Source organism: Enterococcus sp. DIV1328a (genome assembly GCF_050536905.1).
GTDB classification, from domain to species: domain Bacteria; phylum Bacillota; class Bacilli; order Lactobacillales; family Enterococcaceae; genus Enterococcus; species Enterococcus faecalis.
This window is the reverse complement of the sequence record NZ_CP172912.1, coordinates 648,475-669,266: the sequence shown is the minus strand read 5'-3', so window position 1 is coordinate 669,266 and position 20,792 is coordinate 648,475. Positions and strand designations below refer to the sequence as shown.

Sequence of the window (20,792 nt, the reverse complement as noted above, 5' to 3'; positions counted from 1 at the left end):
TTTGAAAATTTTTTTGAAAAAGTTGTATTTTTTCAACTCTACTACTTTTCCTTTTACATATTCTATGATATGATAAACCACATCATAACACAATAAATTTTTATACATTTATTCGCTTTTTTTGAATATTTATAAAAATAATACAAAAAGGAGTTTACGCAAATGACCAAATGTAAAAAATGGCTACAGACGATTTTACCAATTTTATTCTTGTTGCTCTCATTATTACCTATTAAAGAAACTTTTGCAGCCGAAAACGATCCAGTCTATGACAAAATCATCCAAAAGGGAGAACTAGTTGTCGGCTTATCCGCAGACTATGCCCCTTATGAATTTCATGCAAAAGTAGATGGTGAAGATAAAATTGTCGGTTTTGATATTTCTATTGCTCAAAAAATTGCCGACGATTTAGGCGTTAAATTAAAAATCGAAGAACTAGGCTTTGATGCTCTGTTAGGGGCCTTAAAAACTGGCAAGATTGACATGGTCATCTCTGGCATGTCGCCAACGCCTGAACGATTAAAAGAAGTAGCTTTTTCTCAACCATATATGAACGTTCAACAAAGAGTCATTGTTCGGAAAGAAGACAAAGATAAATTTCATTCCACTAAAGATTTCGAAGGCGTTCGTGCAGGTGCCCAAAAGCAAACGACACAAGAAGAATTAATTAAAACCGAATTAACCGGTGCTGTCCCTACTTCTCTTCAAAAAATTCCAGATTTAATTATGAATCTAAAAAATAATAAATTAGATGCAGTCGTTATGGAAGAACCGGTTGGCGAAGCCTATGTTTCTCAAAATGAGGATTTAGCTTTTGCTGATGTTACCTTTGAAAAAGGCTCAAAAGATACTGCCGTTGCTTTTCCTAAAGATGCGCCCGTTTTGACGGAGAAAGTAAATGCCTCTATTAAACAAATTAATGATCAAAAATTAATGGACGGTTATAAAAAAGAAGCCAATCAATTAATGTTCCAAAAAGATCAAAGCTTTTTACAAAAGTATGGAAAGTTCTACCTTAACGGTGCGGGCTATACCATTTTCCTAGCTTTCATTGGTGTTTTGTTTGGTGCCATTTTAGGGGCATTACTTGCCTTAATGAAGTTAGCCAATTCCAAAATTTTACGTGGCATTGCCATTGCTTATATTGAATATGTTCGTGGCACTCCTTTGCTTGTTCAAATTTTTATTGTCTATTTCGGGACAGGCGTTCTTGGTTTAGACTTATCAAAAGTAGCAGCTGGTTGTATTGCTCTTTCTTTAAACAGTGGTGCATATGTAGCAGAAATTATTCGTGCTGGTATTCAGGCAGTTAATAAAGGACAATTGGAAGCTGCTCGTTCTTTGGGAATGAATCAAAACCAAGCAATGCGATACATCATTTTCCCACAAGCTATTAAAAATATTTTACCAGCGTTAGGCAATGAATTTGTTACAGTAATTAAAGAATCTTCCGTTGTTTCAGTCATTGGTGTTTCAGAACTAATTTTCCAAGCTGGCAACGTTCAAGGAGCAAGTTTTAAACCCTTCCTACCTTACTTAATTGTATCGTTGATTTATTTCGTCCTAACCTTTACTATCTCACGTCTATTAGGTGTTGCTGAAAGGAGAATGAGTACTAGTGATTAACATTAAAAACTTACAGAAAACATTCGGAAAAAATGAAGTACTTAAAGGAATTGACTTAGAAATTGAAGCTGGTGAAGTTGTCGTAATTATTGGCCCTTCTGGCAGTGGTAAAAGTACTTTTTTACGTTGCTTGAACTTATTAGAAACACCAACTGGTGGCAGCGTTGAATTTGAAGGAAAAAATTTATTAGATAAAAATACCAACATTGATCAACTTCGTCAAAAAATGGGAATGGTATTCCAAAATTTCAATCTTTTCCCGCATAAAAATGTCTTGGAAAACTTAACGATTAGTCCTGTTAAAGTAAAAAAAGAAGCCGCTGCCGAAGCCACAGAACATGCTCTTTCTTTACTAGAACAAGTTGGTTTATCAGATAAAAAAGAAAATTATCCCGCTCAACTTTCTGGTGGGCAACAACAACGGGTAGCGATTGCTCGTGCTTTAGCCATGCGCCCTGACGTGATGCTGTTCGATGAACCAACTTCTGCCTTAGACCCTGAAATGGTGGGTGAAGTGCTATCCGTTATGAAAAATTTAGCTATTGAAGGGATGACAATGGTAGTGGTTACCCACGAAATGGGCTTCGCAAAAGAAGTCGCGGACCGTGTCATTTTTATGGATGCAGGAATCATTCAAGAAGAAGGCACACCTGAAGAAATTTTTGATGCGCCACAAAACCCAAGAACACAAGATTTTCTAAGAAAAGTTTTATAAAAAGGAGCACCTGGTATGGATCGCAAGAATATCGCAACACGTTACCAACAACCTACTGAAAATTTACTCATGGATATTGCAACATTGGCGAAAAAGACCCCAAATTTAATCGATTTATCGATTGGTGACCCTGACTTAATTACCGATGAGCGGATTATCGAACAAGCAGCTAACGATGCCAAAAATGGGCATACAAAATATACCGCTTCTGATGGTAGCGAGGCATTCATTGAGGCGGTCATTCAGTTTTATCAGTCACATTATCAATTATCTTTTCAACCGAATCAAGTCCGGGCCACAGTTGGCGCTCTGCATGGAATGTACCTTGCCTTACAAGTGATTCTAAATCCTGGAGATGAAGTGATTATTCATGAACCTTACTTCTCTCCTTATAAAGACCAAGTTCTTTTAGCAGATGGCGTTCCGGTCTTTTTGCCAACCTATGAAGAAGATGGTTTCCAAATTGATGTAGCTCTTTTGAAAGAAAAAATCACGCCTAAAACCAAAGCGATTATTCTTAATTCACCGAATAACCCGACAGGCGCTGTTTTCTCTGAAGAAACTTTCAGAGAAATTGCACAGGTAGCGATTGAACACAACTTATACATTCTTTCAGATGAAGTTTATGAAGCCTTTTGTTTCCAAGAAACGTTTACTCCCATGGCTACGTTTGCTCCAGAAAATACTATCACTTTTGGTAGCTTTTCAAAAGCCTTTGCAATGACTGGTTGGCGTATTGGTTATATGATTGCCCCAGACTATATTAACGAAGTAGCCAAATTAATTAATGAAGGCGTTACGTATTCTGCGCCTACGTTGTCACAGCAAGCAGGAATCTATGCGTTACAACATTTTGACGAATTTGTAGACCCAATCGTTGAAGTGTTCCAAACACGTTTAGAGTATGTGGCCCAACGAGTAGCAAAGATCCCTTTCCTTTCGCTTCATCCAGTCAAAGGAAGTATTTACGCCTTCATTAACATTCAAAAAACCGGACTAACTTCCGTCCCTTTTGTGGAAAAGCTTTTAAAAGAGACACAGGTATTAGTGATTCCTGGAAAAGCATTTGGTGAAACAACGGGCGATGAGTACATTCGCTTAGCCGCAACACAAAATTTAGATTTATTAAAGGAAGCGTTCGATCGAATTGAAAGAATGACCTTTGAATAAAAAAGCTTCTGCATTAGCTAATAATCATAGCTAATGCAGAAGCTTTTTAGATTTCTTCTATCAATTCAATCGCTTGCCCACCAACATGCGGTGGAATCGACATAGTCATCGGTGGCAAGCCCACGACTGTGAAACGGACTTTGGTTCCTTTTTTCAAGTGAGACAGTGGGATACTTTCCTCTAACTGTTCAACAAGTATGTTTAAAATTACCCCATGAGAAAATAAGGGAACAATGGATTCTGGATCACTTTCTGCTTGGATATTTTCTAAATGTAATCGCATTGACAATGGCTGCGTCTCATTTAACACACCAGCCTCTGCTAATTTCCCTGTAAAAACAGCAATTTTTTCAGTCATTTGTTTGCCTCCTTTTTAAACATCATATTGAAGAGAATTAATTCCATCCCCTAAAAATTCTGAAGCGTTGTTAAATTCGGCAGGATCATATTTGGTATAGGAAACTTGTAATGTCAAAGTAATATTCCTTAAGGTTTCAGAATGGGCAAATTTCTCTTGAGCTTGTTGTTTGAATTCTTTTCTAGTGGTGTATCCGTCATCCCCATCGCGGAAAATTAATAACGCCCAAGTCGGCGGTGTGCCGTCGATAAAGTATGGTAAGAAGCGATCATCCGTTGTCTCTTTAATCGCCGCTGTCACGATTTGTAGCAATTCATTCTTTTGTTCAGGACTTAATAAGTTACGAATACTTTCCCAATAGGCCACTCGGATCACGACTAAATATAACGGCGCTTCATAACGTGTAGAAATGTCAGAAAATAAATCGAATCCTTCTTCATACATTTTTGCTGTTCTTAAATTAGTTACTGCATCTAACGCATTTAACCGTGAAGTTTCTTTACGTAAGCGAATATTTTCTTCTTCAATCGTACGAATTTGATAAGTCACTGCATAGATTGTTAAACAGTAGAGCGGCGGCATGATTAGCCAAAATAATGAGCCATAGCTAAACAAATCATGATAGACATACTGATATACAACATAGGTCAATTGTAGAAAAATAAATATAAGCGAAAATGTTAACCCCGCTGTAATTCCTACAAAATAGGTAACAATAATTAAGATAACTGAAATTAATAGACAACTTAAGTCCACAAAGAAATCATTCGTTCCTAAGGCCATAAAGATGGTTGTGCCGACAACCAAAACAATTCCTACCAACAAAGTTAAATCCAAAAGCAAGGTCACTCGTTTTTGATTCACTCTATTCCCCACCTTTCAAATTCTTCTTCACGATGAAGAACGCACTTAATCCAATAATGGTCATACCAATTAAGAAGACAAATAGATAAATCATTAATTTATGATTATTGACAATTCGTTTACCTAATGATTCGTTGCTAACGTTGCTTACACGTTTTTTGAAACGATAATCATAGCGACGATAGTTCGGATCGACCACAATGGCATCTCCTTTGTACATAGAAGTATTCTTCTCTGTGTTCACTTGTGTAGAGGCTAAAAAGACACCTTGTGATTTAGCTCCTGTTAAGATTAACGCCGCGGCTTTCGCATTATATGGAGAAAACATTAACTGCGCCGTACCGATTTGTTTACCATAATCTTTTTCGATACTCAGTTTCTCGTTTGAAACAAAACGTGTGAAGTCCTTATCATAATGGAAATATAACTGATCGTTTAACTTACGAATCATCGGATTATCCTTAGGCGTACCAAAAATAATCAAGTTATGATTTTCTAATGCCGCATTTTTAGGCGCTTTTTTATAATACGTAATCTCACCGACATTACTTTCGGCATAATTACCAATTAAGTTAAATAAATTGGTCAACACTTTAAAATAGTTGTCGTCCATTTTTTCTGGTAATAAAATCGCTAAATCAGCAAAAGAACGGCTTCTGATAAAAATGTTCGGATAGTTGTTAAATAATATGTCATTCAGTTCTTCTGTTTGAATAAACGCATTCGAATTATTTTCAATAAAGGCCCATGGAGTCTGACCATTTCGCAAAACTTCTGGTGATTTAACATTCAAATCAAAAGCAACTTTTAAAACAAAACTATCAGCAATTTCTAAGTTCTTTGGAAATTCGAGATTTAATTCATCACCGTTCGCACGAGCAGCGGTTAATTTCTTGCTGCCAATTGGTTTATCATTGGCATAGACCGTCACTAAAGAAGAATCAAAATCTAAGTTTTCAGCGTATTTAAAATGTAAATGCACGCGACTTCCATTGGCATTGTTTCGATCCACTGGTAAATTGACAAAGTACGTTTGTTCTTGGTGATAGGCCCCTTCTAGTTTGTCCCCCGTTGAGGTTAATGGATAATTTCCATCAAATTCTAAAGTTGAACTAAACGTATCGGTATTCTCATCAACTGTTGTCTCTTCTTTATCTGTTTGGGTCATTAATTCATAATTGGCTAAATAACGTCCCGCACGAACAAGTAAGTCCTCATCTTTAGAAGTAGCTACTAAAACATGCTTATCTGGTTGATTGAAAAATTTTAAGACAGCCTGGTCCTCCACGCGTTTGCTATCAATTTGACTTTTATACTGATCTGGTAATTTATCATAGCTGGCAATAATCAACTGATAGGGTGCTGACTGTTCTTTGTTCAAAGAAGCCATTGGCAACAATTCTTCTGAGGTAGTAATCAAACGAGCAGCACCAGCTAACGCATGGGTCGCTGCAGCTAATTCTTTTTCCGATGCATTTTCTGGTGTCAAAATAACACTGTGTTTATTCGCAATCGTGTCTGCTCCCACAAAATGATTATAAAAAGAATGAATCGTATTCTCTGGTAATTGTAAATCGTATTGGAAGTTTACGTTAGATCCTTCATACATCGTTAACCAATTTGCTGGAGTTTCAATTAAATTATACATGTCGTTTCCTGCCTGATTAATAATTTGGCCTTCAACAGTCAATGTATTTGTCTCTTTAATCAGTTCCAAAGGGATTTCAATCGTCTTTTGTTGAATACCAGTCGTATTTTCAGGACGCCAAGAATAAAACTTCACACCATTAACTGCCACAGTTAAATCTGAGGTCTGATTATTTTTTAATTGTGTGATTTGGTAGGTCATATTGAATGATGCTTTTTTTACGTCCCAATAATCAATTTTTGTAAAATACATGGTGCTACGGACAGAAGTACCTGTTAAAGAGATTGTTTTATTTTGAAAAGGTTGTGTAAAGGTATGGTTGTCTTGTTCTTTGTTTTCGGCGTATACGGTCGGACTTGCGACACCAATCAGAATTGCCAGAAAGAACAACCCTATTAAAGTGACTGTTTTTTGTTTCATTGCACGTTTCCTCCTTATTTAAATCGTTCAGTTTTGTACCATTTTGTTTGTGTTTGTTTATGAAAAACATTTTCTTTAATATACATCACCATGCCATAAGCGGCGACTACTAGCCACATCTGACTGTATGTAATATACATCAAGGCAATAATTAAGATATTCTCTAAAGTCATTTCGCCTTTTTCGGTCGTAATACTGACAAAAGTACTGAAAATAAATAACAAAATCGCTAACAACCATAAGGAATTGCTAAATCCTTGCAGGGTCGTTGTTAAGTAACCAGACATTGATAAAACTAACATGATGTCTGACAAAACGAGCGATGTCATTAAGAGAAAATAAATGGACAAGAAATATAAAATATCAAAACGGATCCGACTCGCTTTAGGATTAAACAATAATTTAGCATTTTTAACAATGACATAAATATTGCCTTTGACCCATCGCGTCCGTTGTCGGAACCAAACTGACAAAGTTTGTGGCTCTTGCTCCCACGTCACTGCTTTTGGTTGAAACTTAATTTTATAGCCCATCATATAGATGCGGAAACTGATTTCTGTATCTTCGGCTAACGCTTTGTCATCCCAGCCGCCAATGGCTTCAATAATACTACGACGAACAATGAAATTTGTGCCAGGAATCGTGCATAACTTAAATAATTGAAAACGACCGGCTTGTGCCATCCATTGAAAGGCCAGTGTCTCGATATTAATAAAGCGTGTCAACAAGCTTGCATTGCGATTTCTCGTTCTAAATTTACCAATAACCGCGCCGTATTCCTCACTAGCGATTAACTCTCCAACTAAATAACGGAGTGCATTCGGTTCAGGTGTATTGTCCGCATCATAAATGGCAATCACGTCCCCCTTGGCTTGCTTGAAACCAATGTTTAAGGCATTAGACTTACCTTTCCCACCTGTTATATTGTCTGTATTAATAATCTGCAAATTTCGATTAACCGCCTTTTTTTGGACGTTAGCTAAAAGCTCAGCACTATTATCACTTGAGTTGTCATTAATCACAATAATTTCATAGCGATCTTGCGGATAATTAAAATTCAATAACGCTTCAACTGTCCGCACAATGACAATTCCTTCATTATGGGCCGGCACCATAATTGAAACAAACGGCGCGTCTTCGTCCTCTACAGGTGGTGGTGCGACAGGATCTGTTTTTAAATAATAAACATAGCCAAAAATAACTAAGAGAATATTTACAATTAGTAGACTCCAAATAATGATAGTTGCTGTTAACATTACAATGTCAGCAATGGTCATTTGTCTTCCTCCTTATTAATATATTTCGACCGATAATTCTTTCGTCCAATCATAAACAAAATAATCAGGATGATTAAAGTCAGTGTCACAACGCCAATCAAAATATTGTTTGTGATACTGAAAAAGAATGAAAATAACCCTGTAAATCGTTGTTTTTCAACTGTTGAGCCCCCTGTATCAGCCAAACCATTGACAATTTGATTGTTTAAGAAGAACCGATTATTCCGAAATTCGATTTTCTGCGTTTGTGTTTGAACAGTGAAATGTTGATCCGCTTCTGAAACACTAAACACTATTGGTGCTTCCTTGACTTCTTGAATTAGATGATCCACTTCTTTTTTAGAATTTGGAAATGAAAAACTAATGGTGGTCGGCATTGGAAATCGATAGTCATTCGGATTATCTTTATCCGTCCATTCAATCCCCGATAAATAATCATACGGTAAATCAAACAAAGCATTCTTATAAGTGATTGATTCTCCCGTTTGGTTCCGATAAAAAACGCGTTCAATCGGCGGATTTTCTCTTAGAATCACTGTATCACTAATTGCTAGACCATCCTCTTGGTATTGAAGGTCTTGATTCCAGTATCCTGGAGCAGAAATGCCTACTGGATAGACATGTCTGTCGACCAATAAACTAATCTGCTGCTCCATCAATTGTTTCAAGGCACGTTGGTCATTTAAATCAACATTGTTAACGACCGGTGTTTCTAAGAAAATAACCCCCGTCGAAGCAAACGCACGTAACGCATTCGTAAATAGTTTATAAGGTAAAATCGTATTGTTTTGTGAAACGCTCGTACTGGATAAAATATAAGGATACGTGGTTTTAACTAATTCTTCTTGCAAATAGGTTGCCACAGACATATCTCTTAACGGGTTAAAATCAGAAATCGTCAAAAACGGCCGTGACATTTTTTCACTTTCCAGCCATTGACTAATTACGTCCAAGCTTTCTAAAAAAACAGCGCCTTTGCGTTCAAACATTGGGAGAAAAGCATGCCCATTCTCAATTACACCAAATGGATATTCTTCTGGTGCTAATTCTTGTGTTTTTAATCGACCAACTGTCTGACCTTGCGTATTTTCCAGCACAACTGATTGATCTTGAAAAGGCAATACTTGAGAAAAGCGGTTTTTTTCATCTTCTAACCGATATTGACGATGACTTAATTCTTTCCATGTACCGCTAAAATATTGTTTTTCATCGTCACGCATGTTTCGACCAATGTGTAATTGTTTACCTTTAAAATGAACTCGATCTGCTAGAAAATCAGAGGCAATAACGCCGGCTTGTTCAGGCCAATTCACCATAGAAATCAAACTGTCATAGCCATCATTTAGCAATTCGCCAGGTACATAATCTGATACCGCCACACTCTGAACTTCTACTCCAAAACTCGTCAACACTCGTTGTAAAGCATCCACATCATTTTCTTTTTTTCCAGCAATATTCAAGCTGTCATAGACAAGTAAGACATGTTTACTTGGTGCAGCCAGCGCCGGTTTAGCAAAGCCGCAAAAAACGAAAAAGAGTAAGAAACACACCCAGCCAATAAGATATTGTTTATTTTTCAATTCCCTCTACCTCCCCAATGACTTGTGGTGTTGTATCTTGCCACATTCGTTTACCAATAATATCAGAAACAATTTGTAACAAGAGAAAATCTAAAAATACTGAGACTAAAAACAAATGACGTACTAAGTCACTATCCCCATCAATAATAATTGTTGAAATGAAAACAACTAATAAATTTAGATAAATTCCTGTCATTAAAAAGAAGCGAAAAACTAATCTGGGTTCGTTTCTCTTGAGTCCTCTGTATAAACCAACGCCATATAAACCAAACAGAATCACGCCTAATAATAGATAGAAAGCAAAGTTTTTAGGAAAAAAACTGGCTTTAATACGGTTATACACCATAAAAAATTTAGATTGTTCCAGCGGTGCACGCCCCGTCGTTTTCTCAAAATTCCCCACATTATTAGGCTTTACTAAGTAAACATTTGGGACCGCTGAATTCAGTCCTTGCCATAATTCAGATGGATAATTTAAATAATTCAATAACACCCATCCAAAACTCGTTTTATCAAAAAAATCTTTTTTCATTTGTTCAGAAGTTGGTGATACAGGACTGTATTCTTCAAAGTAGGAACGTCCCTTTTGCAACCCATATTGCGGGTTGATTCCGCCCTCTGACATCCGTTTATCCGGAACCTTACTATCCTTCATTACACCGCGCGTCATGCTGTGGTAGACATCACGTTCATAGATATCGTTAGGAACGATAAAAGCTGCTAACGTTGTAAAACCAATCAACGCAATTAAAAAGGCCGTCATTGACAATCGTTGGTAACGTTGTGACAAGTAGACAAAAAATCCTAATCCAGCAATAATTACGCCAATAATCAGCAAATATTCTTGGCGTGTTGTCCCTATTAAAAGTACTACTGCTTGTGCCAAGATAACCAAAACTATTCTTCTGAGCCAAGTTCGTGGTTTCGTCACCCGATAAAAATAGACTGAAAATGCTAAGACACTCACAGAAAGTAAAAAACTCGTCGCTTCTGTATAAAAGGAATTAAAATAAATCGTATAGGAGGTATCCCCCAAGATGAAAATAACCAACAAGGAGATAAGATAACTTTTTTTCAAAGATACGCCTTCGGTTAAGCCTCGTACCAGAATATAAATTGACACTAAAAAACAACTAAGATAAACGAAACCTAAGAAACGAATATCGAAAAGTGTTTGACTATAAAAAAGTTTATTAAGCCAAATGGCAATGGTGATGAAAAATTGTTGAGTGGAAACAAAGTGCGTCGTTGTTTCATTAAAATAACGCATAATTGAAAAGTCCTTAACAAAATAGGCCACATTGTCGTAGCTATCACCATTGACACGATAAAGACTATTTGAATTTAACACACGAAAATACTCGCCATTATCTCCCAAGCCATTAATCGGATAAACGAATAACAAAATGCTTGTCACTAACCCAATCCCTAAAACGGCCAAAAGACTTGGAGAAATATAACGACTCAACCATTCAAAAGCCGAGTTCATGTGTTTTTTGATCTTTTCCATGCTTTCACCTCATCTAGAAATCATAGGCCAAAAGAGCCATTAAGTTATTATAGGAATAGACTTGTTTCGTAACTTTATCACCAAATCCTCCATAAATCGGACTGCTTGAATCCATAATTTGAAAATTATTAAGTACTGTAATTGCCGCACGATACAACTCTTTGTCATTTTCGGCAACACCAATTAAAGCCGCTATCGCATAACTAGCTGCAGATTGATTTTTATCCACGGGCGATCCATTTAAATCATACGAGTTAAAAAGCGTTCCTTGCTGAACTTGTTTTCGCACAAAATCAATACTAGTCTGCTTCGCCATACCCACTTCACTTAAATGGACAATCGTTAATAAAGATTCAATAATATTAAGTGTTCCGTTGTTTTCGTATTTATTTGTTTGATGATTAAACTTCGTTTGATAAAGAGGTAAATCATCAGAAATATAGCCATCGTCTATTAATTGGTAATGATACTGCAAGTAGTCTGCTGAAATCCCAAATTCTTTGTATAGATAACCCAGCGTAATTAAGTCAATATAAAACAAAGAAGTTTCTGAAGACTGTTGTTTTGATTTACTATCGTAAAAATCAATTAGAATATTATCTTTCATAGAGGTTTCCATAAAACTCTTGCCTAATTTTTTAATTTCTTGATCATACTGATCTGTTTTAAAATGCCCCCCTGCTTCAATTAATGAACGAATGATCCGTAAATCATCAATCGAGGCATTGACATTGTATTTATTGCCTTGCTCGTCAATTCGGTAACTAAATTGGACGCCGTCATAAAAGGTGTCTTTCGTCTGCTTGTAAAAATTATCAAAACGTCCCTGCGTATCAAAAGCTAAATTACGCAAATATAGACCCGAAGACTCACTTAGCAACTCATGTCCTGTGGCGACATCTTTGCGTTCAGCATCTGGTAAATAATTGGTTAAAAAACCGCCGTCTGTTTTGAGCCGGGTTTCAATAAAAAATTTCAACAAATCTTTGCGTTCAGCGGTTTCTTTTGTGTGAAATTCATGTTTTGTTAAAAAATGTTGTTTGTCTGTCGACATTAAGCGTTGAATTTTTGGATTCACTTTTTCCACCTCTACTTTATAGGATTTTTCTCTAAACAAAAGAAAATATCCTCCCAGAAGCACCACGAATACCCCAATAAAAATCCAAAGTTTTCTCTTCATTGTTACGCCTCTTTTCCTCACTTCTTTATTGTCAGTGTACACAAAAGTACTTGTTTTTGCGAAACTTACGCTACCTCTTCAAGCGCAAGAAAAAAAGCAATCCATAAAAATAAAAGGATTGCTTTAACCGTTTCGTCGATCATTTCCTGTCATCGTAATCTCTTTTGACAGATAACGCACACGTTCCATAATTCGTCTGGCTTTTAGCGGCTCTTGTTCTCCTCGTTGCGTCACGGTTAAATGCTCTTCTAAAGCTTTTAAATCTAGATTGGAAGAGAAAAAAGTAACTAATTGTTCTTGCATTCGGTATTGCAAGATTACGCTTAAAACGTCGTCACGAATCCAACTAGTCATGGATTCCGCACCAATGTCATCAATCATTAATATAGGGGATTTTTTTACTGCATCGAGCTTTTCACCAACTTGATCGCGACCAATGGCTTGCTTCATTTCTACTGTAAATGTTGGAAAATGAACAATTGTCGTAGTAAATCCACGTTCTGCTAAAGCATTAGCCATCGCACCTAATAAGAAAGATTTTCCTACACCGAAGGGGCCTTGTAAATAGAGCCCTTTATGAAATTCTTTTGGTGTCGCAGGATATTCTCTTAAAAATTGCATTGCTTCTGCTAACGCTTTGGCTCGACCTTGAGAAGATGGATCGAAATCTCGTAAATTTGCTTCTCGGACATCTTTTGGCATGTCCATTGCCCTTACTCGATTACGAATTTCTTCTTCCTTCTGACGAGCGATTAAATCAGCCGTTGGGACATACGTTACATCAATGTAATGAAAATTCAACATTAATCTTGGCTCATAGCCTGGAGCAATCATTGCCGGATCGTTTAATTGAAATTTCTTTTTTTCTTGAACAAATTCATACAGCTTAGCATAACTTTTACGAATATCTTCATCGGTTAAACGCTCTCGGTTTGCTTGTATAAAGGCTTGAACATCTTGATCTTTCAATACTTCGTTAACCAGCTCTTCATATCGTTCATTGATGTCACGCTTCTGGATAATTTTTGACATTTCTTTTCCTACGTCTTCCATCATTGGTCACCTCCTTGGTTTAAAAATTCTTGAATTTGTCGATCTAACTCGGCTTGTTCTTCTGGGGAAAGTTTTGTTTCATCGTTTGGCTGATCGGCCCATTCTGGCAATCTCTCTTGTCGAACAGTTTGGCGTTTCCCTGAATAATTTTGTTGTCGCTGTTTTTGTTTGGTTTGGCTTTGTTTTGCCAATTCTCTGACATGTTCAATTGCTTTTTCTGGTGAATGAATGCCACTTTGTCCCCATTCATTCGCAATTCGATTCACATACTCCGCTTTTAAAGTCGGTTGTTGTTGAATGTTGTAAACATAGTTAATCAAAATATTAATCACACTAGTCGGTAAGCCTGATTTGGCAACCAAATATTTCACTAATGAACGTTCTTGTGGTGTCGTATAGCCGCCTCGACTATTTTTTAAAGCTTCTAAATATTGAATAGGCGGATTCTTTTCACTATCCATAATCATTTGAATATCCAGTTCAGAAAAACCATTCATTTTTAATGCGTTATATCGATACGTTTGTTGCTCTTCCACCGTCAATTGTACTTGCTTGTTTGTCACTATGTTTGTTGGTTGTGGTTTTTTATCAGGATCAAACGCTTGATGAATCGTTCGCACTAATTCCTTAGGCAAAATTCGACTTGTATAATAGTCAAATGATTTCGAAGCAAAGTCTACCATATCTAACTCATTGATGCCATATAATTGATGAAAAACATAGACTTCTTCTTGAAAACTAGCCTCATCTTCAGGCAATTGTAAACCTAAGCGGTGCAAACCTTCCACAAAATAGTGCCAATCAAAAGAATCTGTTGATACAGAAATTTTCTTCGCTTTTTCTTGTTGAGAAAAAGTTTCTTGAATCGTTGTCAATCGGTTCGCTTCGGAAACAATTTGTTCTTCTTTAAAGGCATAAACCTCTTGAAAGCTAGCGGAAACATTTTGATAGCCCTCTGTTTTGGTAGGATGCGGTTGGAACTTTTGCACTAATTGATCAAATTTCCGTTGTCCAACCCGATTAAATAACACTAAAGCTAACACTTCATCTTTAAAAAAACGAGCGGCTGTTTCAGGTGCTTTTAAATAATATAAATAACAATCTCCTAATTCCCGATCTGTTTTTTTATACGTTTCTAGCAACCCAATGCCTTCTAATTTGTAGCAAGCTTCTTCTAATTGTTGACAACTCAAGTCCAGCAAACTAATTAAATCTGCATGAAACAGCGAGCCATTCTCCTCTGAATCTGTTGTTTCAGATAACAAAAGCCAATATAAACTAAACGCATTGGCGCCGACAATTGGTTGATATAAAAAGGTTAAAACCTCTTTCTCTTGATCAGAAAGCGGTGAATCAATAACCGCTTGAAAAATATTTTTTGGTTGGATTCTTTGCCGATTTCCTTTCAAAGAAAGACCTCCTTTTTAATTTTCTGAGTCAGGAGAAGAAGATTTTGCTTTGTCGACAATGTCCTGTAACTCTTTCAAAAACACGCTCATATCTTTGAATTGTCGATAAACACTCGCAAAGCGGATGTAGGCAATTTCATCTAGATTGACTAAATCTTCCATCACATATTCACCGATAAGCGTTGTAGAGACTTCATTTTCCCCTAAACTACGCACTCGATTTTCAACATTATCGACAATTTGAACCATTTGTTCCATAGCAACAGGTCTTTTTTCCGCAGAGCGAATGAGCCCACGCAAAATTTTATCACGATTAAATTCTTCACGATCCCCATTTTTCTTGATTACAAGTAATGGCGCCGCTTCAATTCTTTCAAATGTAGTGAACCGATAACTGCAATTTTCACATTCACGACGACGGCGAATTGCACGTCCATCATCTGCTTGACGGCTATCAATAACACGGGAATTATTATGATGACATCTTGGACAACGCATAACGTTCACCTCTTCTATTCTGTATAATTTTTGTTGCCTATATTATAACATGAAATTGCGCTATTACTAGGTCTTTAGAACTGGTTCTTAGTTGAATCTTTGCCATTCTTTAATAAAAACAAAGACTTTCACTGTTTTTTCTGAAATTTTCAAAACATTTTACGCCATTTAAAAAATATTCACTTCTTTCCAGTTTGTTTCTCTAGCCACTTCTTCACTTGCTGTTCCGTTTCTTCTCTAGTTCCTTGGTTATCAAACACGATATCTGCTCGTTCTTTTTTCATTTCAATCGGCCATTGGCTAGCAATTCGTTGTTGCGCTTCTTCTTCTGTTAATTGGTTTCGGGCCATCAGACGCTCTTTTTGAATCTTTTCTGGTACATATACCACAGCAACTTGATCCATGATCGCCTCATAATGAGCTTCATAAAGCAGAGGAATATCAACAATAACCAGGGCGGCTTTCTTTTTAGCTTCTTCAATTTGACGTAAAATTTCTTTTCTTAAAAAAGGTTTCAGCGTTTCATTTAACAGCTCTCTTTTTTGAGGACTAGCGAAAATTAATTGTCCTAACTTTTTCCGATCCAATTCACCAGTTGTTAATACTATTTCTGGTCCGAAAGTTTCAACGATTGCGGCTAAGGCTGGTTGCCCTTTTGCAACAATTTCTCGGGCGATAATGTCGCCGTCAACAATTGGATAACCCGCTTTTTTAAAAAGAGCAACAACCGTACTTTTACCTGTCGCAATCCCTCCTGTAATGCCTAAAACTTTTGTCATTTCAATCGACGACCTTTCAATTGTTGGCATTGTGGACAATAATGCGTACCACGTTGTGCCACTTTTGTTTTAACAATTGGCGTACCACAACGATTGCAAGGTAAGCCTGTTTGCCCATAGACATTCAACGCTACTTGAAAAGTCCCTGCTTCTCCTAACGCGTTTAGATAGGTGCGGATGGTGGTTCCACCTGCTTCAACAGCGCGTGCCAAGACGTCAATGATTGCTTGATACAACGTAGCAACTTCCGCAGGTTTTAAGGAATCTGCTGGTTGTTCTGGATGGATTTGCGCTTGCCAAAGTGCTTCATCTACATAAATATTCCCCAAGCCCGTCACTAGCTTTTGATCTAACAGCAATGGCTTAATTGCTTTATGATGCTTTTTCAAGCCTTGTTGAAAAGTAGCTAATTGGAAAACGTCTGGTGTTGGCTCTGGGCCCAAAGCTAAAATCCCTTTATATTGATGACCTTGATTCTTAGGAACCAATGTCATACGGCCAAATTTCCGTACATCTAAATAACGTAATTGCGTGCCATCTGTAAAAGTAAACATTACATGGGTATGTTTGGCAATTTCATCATCAGCCTGATGAAACTCATATTTTCCTTCCATCCGTAAGTGAGAAATCATATCATTATCAGACAATTTAAAAATCAGAAATTTTCCTCTTCGCTCAATCCCTTCAATCGTTTGACCAGCTAATTGACCTTGAAATACATCAACTTCTGGTGATTCAATAATTCTTGGCCAAAAAACAATGACTTCTTGAATGGTTTTTCCTACAACAAGTTTTTCAAGTCCTTTTCGCACTGTTTCTACTTCTGGTAATTCTGGCATTATTTTTGCTCCTTTATATAAAGAGGTCTGAACGCTTAGATATCAACGTCCAGATCCTACTTATCCTTATTTTATTCATCGTTCTTAATGGGTAAGCTATTATTTTGCTTCATACCATGTTTTTCCCCAACTGCTATCGGTGATAAGTGGCACATGTAAGGAAACTGCGTGCTCCATCACTTCTTTGACGAGTTGATTTAATTGTTCTAATTCTGATTCTGGTACTTCAAAAACTAATTCATCGTGCACTTGTAATAACATTGTCGCTTGTAATTTTTCTTCTTTTAAACGACGCGCCATTTCAATCATCGCAATTTTTAAAATATCTGCGGCACTTCCCTGAATCGGTGTATTAATCGCTGTACGTTCAGCGAACGAACGTAGATTAAAGTTTCTTGAATTAATATCACTTAAATAACGACGGCGATGATACAATGTTTCCACATAGCCTTTGTCTTTGGCATCGCGGACTATCTCTTCCATATACTGCTTCACGCCTGGATATTTTTCAAAATAGGTGTCAATATATTGTTGTGCTTGCTTCCTAGTAATGCCTAAGTTTTGGGACAAGCCATAATCACTGATACCATAGACAATTCCAAAATTCACTGCTTTAGCTTGACGACGCATGTTAGGTGTGACATCTTCTGCTTTTTCAACACCGAAAACTCGCATTGCAGTGCTGGCATGGATATCTTGTCCTTCCACAAACGCTTCTTTTAAATGCTCATCATTAGAAATATGTGCGAGCACACGTAACTCAATTTGAGAGTAATCAGAAGAGAAAATCAACCAATTATCCTCTCTTGGTACGAAGGCTTCTCTAATTTTTCGGCCTTCTTCTAAACGGATAGGAATGTTTTGTAAATTGGGATCTACTGAGCTTAATCGTCCTGTTTGTGTCAGTGTTTGTACATACCGAGTATGAATTTTATTATCTGGCTGAATTACTTTTAAGAGTCCTTCAACATAGGTCGATTGAATTTTGGCAATTTGACGATAAGTTAAAATATCTGCTACAATTGGTGCTTGTTCTTTTAGTTGTTCTAAAACATCCACCGCTGTTGAATAACCAGTTTTCGTCTTTTTGATCACAGGTAAGCCCATTTTTTCAAATAAAATAACGCCTAATTGTTTAGGTGAATTCAAATTAAATTCTTCGCCAGCTTCTGCATAGATTTTTTCTTCGATTTCTTTCAAGCGTTCTGAAAATTCTACTTGCATTTCTTTTAAGCGCGTGGCATCAACACGGATCCCAGTTATTTCCATATCGCCTAAAATACGAGAAAGTGGTAATTCCATTTTATAGAATAAATCAGCTTGATTCTTTTCTGTTAATTCGCTATCTAATTTGCTTGTTAAAAATTGAATTGCTTTAATCTTACGTGCTAAATGACCAAAGAAAACTTCTTCGTCCTCTGGCAAGCCTTTTTTGGCCCCTTTTCCATAAATCGCTTCATCAGATTGAATCGCATCATATCCGTAATGTTGTGCTACACCTTCAATATCAGCGTTATTGTCATTGGTATCAAGTAAATAAGCAGCCAATAAAACATCAAAGGCAATCCCTGTCATTTTTCCTACATAGCGATTTAGTGCAACGTACGTCCGTTTTGCATCGTAGACATTTTTTTTACGTGTCTCATCCATCAACCAATCGATAAATGGCTGACTTTCAAAAACAGCTAAATTATTCGTGGTATAAATCTTCTTGTTGTTGCCCCAAGCAAGGCCGACAATCGGTGACGTATGATAGTTATCTTCCATCATCTCAACATAAAGAGCCATATCGTCTGTAAACATTTCATTGGTTAACTGATCTTCAACTACTTCAAATAAAATATCTTCCATTTCAACAGGTTCTTCTGTAATGTCCAACTTAGCTAAAAATTGTTTAAAATCCATTTCTTTATAAAAAGGAACCAATTTTTCTAAGTTTTTCCCTTCATATGCCAAGTCTTCCACATTGACTTCGACTGGTGCATTGACTTCAATTGTCGCTAAGCGTTTAGAAAGAAAGGCTTGCTCTTTATCATTAATCAAGTTTTCTTTCATTTTGCTTTTTTTCATTTCATCGATATTCTCATAAACCCCTTCAACTGAGCCATATTGTTTTAACAGCTTAATCGCAGTTTTCTCACCGATTTTCGTTACACCTGGAATGTTATCCGACGTGTCGCCAGCCAACCCTTTCATATCAATAATTTGCTTAGGCGTTAACCCATCATATTTTTCAGCAATATGCTCAGGCGTATATGATTCAATATCGCTAACTCCTTTAACAGTGATATCTACTTTGACAGTGTCCGTCGCTAATTGCGTCAAATCTCGGTCCCCTGATAACACAACAACATCAAATTCATCTTTATCAACTTTGTTGGCTAATGTACCAATAATATCATCTGCTTCATAGTTAGGTAGTTCATAATATTTTACGCCTAAACCTTCTAAAAGTTCACGAATATACGGCATTTGTTCTTTAAATTCCCCCGGTGTTTTTGAACGTCCGGCTTTATATTCTGAATAAAATTCTGTTCTGAATGTGGTTTTCCCTGCATCAAAAGCGACTAAAACATGAGTAGGCATTTCTTTTTGCATTACATTTTCAAACATATTGTTAAACGCATAAATAGCATTTGTATGCAAGCCGTTCTTATTTTTGAATCGTTCTAATGAGTTATGTAGCGCAAAAAATGCACGAAAGGCTACACTGTTTCCATCAACGAGTAATAATTTTTTTTTGGTCATTTTTTTCCCCTCATCTTTAGCAAACTAGTTTCCTTTCTATTTTAACAAAAAACTACAGAATTTGCAGTAGACGGCGATTGCAGAATGAAAGAAAAAGGTATTTGACATAGTTCCTTAGTGACAACTATATCAAATACCAAAATCAATCAGCAATACAGGCTGGATCTTCACAAGTATGAAAATCTTTTTACGGCAAAACATTTCCCGCTGCACGATAAATATCGTACCAATCTTCGCGACTAATCACAATGTCTGCTGCTTTAGCAATTTCTTCAATTCTACCAAGATTCATACTTCCTGCGATGACCTGCATATTAGCAGGGTGGCGCAGAATCCAGCTGCTGGCTAAACCAGTTGGCGTTGTTTGATATTTTTCAGCCAATTCGCTTAATTTTTGATTTAACTCAGGGAATTTTTCATTTCCAATAAAGACACCTTCAAAATAACCATATTGGTACGGTGACCATGCTTGAATAGTCATTTGTTTCAACCGTGAATAATCTAAAATACCATGATCATAATCAATGCTTCCTGATATTTCCATATTTGTTTGTAAGCCTTGATCCACCATGCCAGTATGCTTGATGCCAAATTGTAATTGATTGGCTAATAATGGTTGTTTAACAGCTGTTTTTAAAAGTTCAATTTGTCCTGGCGTTTGGTTACTTACACCAAAATAGCGAACTTTCCCTTGTTTTTCTAATAAATGAAAAGCCTCAGCTACTTCTTCTGGTTCCACTAAAGTATCTGGACGATGCAATAATAATGCATCGACTGAATCTACACCTAAACGCTGTAAACTCCCTTCGACCGCTTCTAAAATATGAGCTTTTGAAAAGTCAAAAAAGCCTTGACGAATCCCACATTTTGTTTGTATAAAAATATCTTCACGACGAATGGTACTTTCTTTTAAGGCCTTACCAAAAATGGTTTCGCAGTCGCCGCCACCATAAATGTCGGCGTGATCAAAAAATGTAATGCCATGATCATAAGCAGTTTCAATTACCTGTTGAGGATTTTCAGCACCATTTAAGCGCATACATCCTAAGATAACCGAAGAAACTGTTTCGTCACTTGTACCAAATTGCAGTTGTTTCATTTTAATATCCTCCTCATCC

The 20,792-nt window shown here is 36.7% G+C and carries 17 protein-coding genes; 3 read left to right on the top strand and 14 right to left on the bottom strand.

Translation table 11 applies throughout. The features are described from left to right. Positions 1–162 precede the first annotated feature (162 nt). Genes IGL93_RS03235 through IGL93_RS03225 form a run of 3 tightly spaced genes read left to right on the top strand, consistent with a single transcriptional unit; the run spans position 163 to position 3,511 of the window. A complete protein-coding gene (locus IGL93_RS03235; protein ID WP_002355770.1) occupies positions 163–1,626 on the top strand; it encodes an ABC transporter permease subunit in 1,464 nt (487 codons plus the stop codon). Continuing rightward, positions 1,619–2,341 (top strand): amino acid ABC transporter ATP-binding protein, encoded by a 723-nt coding sequence (locus tag IGL93_RS03230; RefSeq protein ID WP_002355769.1) that lies wholly within the window; start codon positions 1,619–1,621, stop codon positions 2,339–2,341. Before IGL93_RS03235 ends, IGL93_RS03230 begins: the two co-directional genes overlap by 8 nt. Before the next feature lie 15 nt (positions 2,342–2,356). Then, complete coding sequence (locus IGL93_RS03225) at positions 2,357–3,511, top strand: pyridoxal phosphate-dependent aminotransferase (protein ID WP_002355768.1); 1,155 nt, start codon at positions 2,357–2,359, stop codon at positions 3,509–3,511. Between the two features lie 46 nt (positions 3,512–3,557). On the opposite strand, the gene IGL93_RS03220 is transcribed toward IGL93_RS03225, so the two are convergent. The 14 genes from IGL93_RS03220 to IGL93_RS03155 form a co-directional block, all read right to left on the bottom strand. Next, complete coding sequence (locus IGL93_RS03220) at positions 3,558–3,869, bottom strand: hypothetical protein (RefSeq protein WP_002366283.1); 312 nt, start codon at positions 3,867–3,869, stop codon at positions 3,558–3,560. 15 nt (positions 3,870–3,884) lie between these two features. Then, positions 3,885–4,745 carry a hypothetical protein gene (locus IGL93_RS03215; RefSeq protein WP_002385041.1) on the bottom strand — a complete coding sequence of 287 codons (861 nt, stop codon included), beginning with the start codon at positions 4,743–4,745 and terminating at the stop codon, positions 3,885–3,887. Continuing rightward, positions 4,735–6,801 (bottom strand): cellulose biosynthesis cyclic di-GMP-binding regulatory protein BcsB, encoded by a 2,067-nt coding sequence (locus IGL93_RS03210; RefSeq protein ID WP_002373524.1) that lies wholly within the window; start codon positions 6,799–6,801, stop codon positions 4,735–4,737. Before IGL93_RS03210 ends, IGL93_RS03215 begins: the two co-directional genes overlap by 11 nt. A 14-nt stretch (positions 6,802–6,815) precedes the next feature. Continuing rightward, positions 6,816–8,078, bottom strand: coding sequence for a glycosyltransferase (locus IGL93_RS03205; RefSeq protein WP_002355764.1), 1,263 nt, complete (start codon positions 8,076–8,078; stop codon positions 6,816–6,818). After that, the gene (locus tag IGL93_RS03200) at positions 8,075–9,658 is read right to left on the bottom strand and encodes a hypothetical protein (protein ID WP_010713830.1); all 1,584 of its coding nucleotides are present in this window, start codon (positions 9,656–9,658) and stop codon (positions 8,075–8,077) included. Before IGL93_RS03200 ends, IGL93_RS03205 begins: the two co-directional genes overlap by 4 nt. Beyond that, the gene (locus IGL93_RS03195; protein WP_010713831.1) at positions 9,648–11,168 is read right to left on the bottom strand and encodes a hypothetical protein; all 1,521 of its coding nucleotides are present in this window, start codon (positions 11,166–11,168) and stop codon (positions 9,648–9,650) included. Before IGL93_RS03195 ends, IGL93_RS03200 begins: the two co-directional genes overlap by 11 nt. Before the next feature lie 13 nt (positions 11,169–11,181). After that, a complete protein-coding gene (locus IGL93_RS03190; protein ID WP_002390400.1) occupies positions 11,182–12,390 on the bottom strand; it encodes a hypothetical protein in 1,209 nt (402 codons plus the stop codon). An 81-nt stretch (positions 12,391–12,471) separates the two neighbouring features. Then, the gene (gene dnaI / locus IGL93_RS03185; RefSeq protein WP_002355760.1) at positions 12,472–13,401 is read right to left on the bottom strand and encodes a primosomal protein DnaI; all 930 of its coding nucleotides are present in this window, start codon (positions 13,399–13,401) and stop codon (positions 12,472–12,474) included. Further along, positions 13,401–14,810 (bottom strand): replication initiation and membrane attachment family protein, encoded by a 1,410-nt coding sequence (locus tag IGL93_RS03180; RefSeq protein ID WP_010775663.1) that lies wholly within the window; start codon positions 14,808–14,810, stop codon positions 13,401–13,403. The genes dnaI and IGL93_RS03180 overlap by 1 nt, the downstream gene beginning before the upstream one ends. A 15-nt stretch (positions 14,811–14,825) precedes the next feature. Beyond that, entirely contained in the window at positions 14,826–15,308 is a 483-nt protein-coding gene (gene nrdR, locus IGL93_RS03175; protein WP_002381296.1) for a transcriptional regulator NrdR, read from the bottom strand. Positions 15,309–15,487: 179 nt separating this feature from the next. Next, the gene (coaE, locus tag IGL93_RS03170; protein ID WP_010713834.1) at positions 15,488–16,087 is read right to left on the bottom strand and encodes a dephospho-CoA kinase; all 600 of its coding nucleotides are present in this window, start codon (positions 16,085–16,087) and stop codon (positions 15,488–15,490) included. Further along, positions 16,084–16,926: a DNA-formamidopyrimidine glycosylase gene (gene mutM, locus IGL93_RS03165; protein ID WP_002355756.1), complete on the bottom strand. Its 843-nt coding sequence runs from the start codon at positions 16,924–16,926 to the stop codon at positions 16,084–16,086. The genes coaE and mutM overlap by 4 nt, the downstream gene beginning before the upstream one ends. A 99-nt stretch (positions 16,927–17,025) precedes the next feature. Continuing rightward, on the bottom strand, positions 17,026–19,674 hold the full coding sequence (gene polA / locus IGL93_RS03160) for a DNA polymerase I (protein ID WP_002355755.1): 2,649 nt from the start codon (positions 19,672–19,674) through the stop codon (positions 17,026–17,028). Positions 19,675–19,861: 187 nt separating this feature from the next. Beyond that, the gene (locus IGL93_RS03155; protein ID WP_002355754.1) at positions 19,862–20,773 is read right to left on the bottom strand and encodes an aldo/keto reductase; all 912 of its coding nucleotides are present in this window, start codon (positions 20,771–20,773) and stop codon (positions 19,862–19,864) included. Positions 20,774–20,792: the final 19 nt, after the last annotated feature.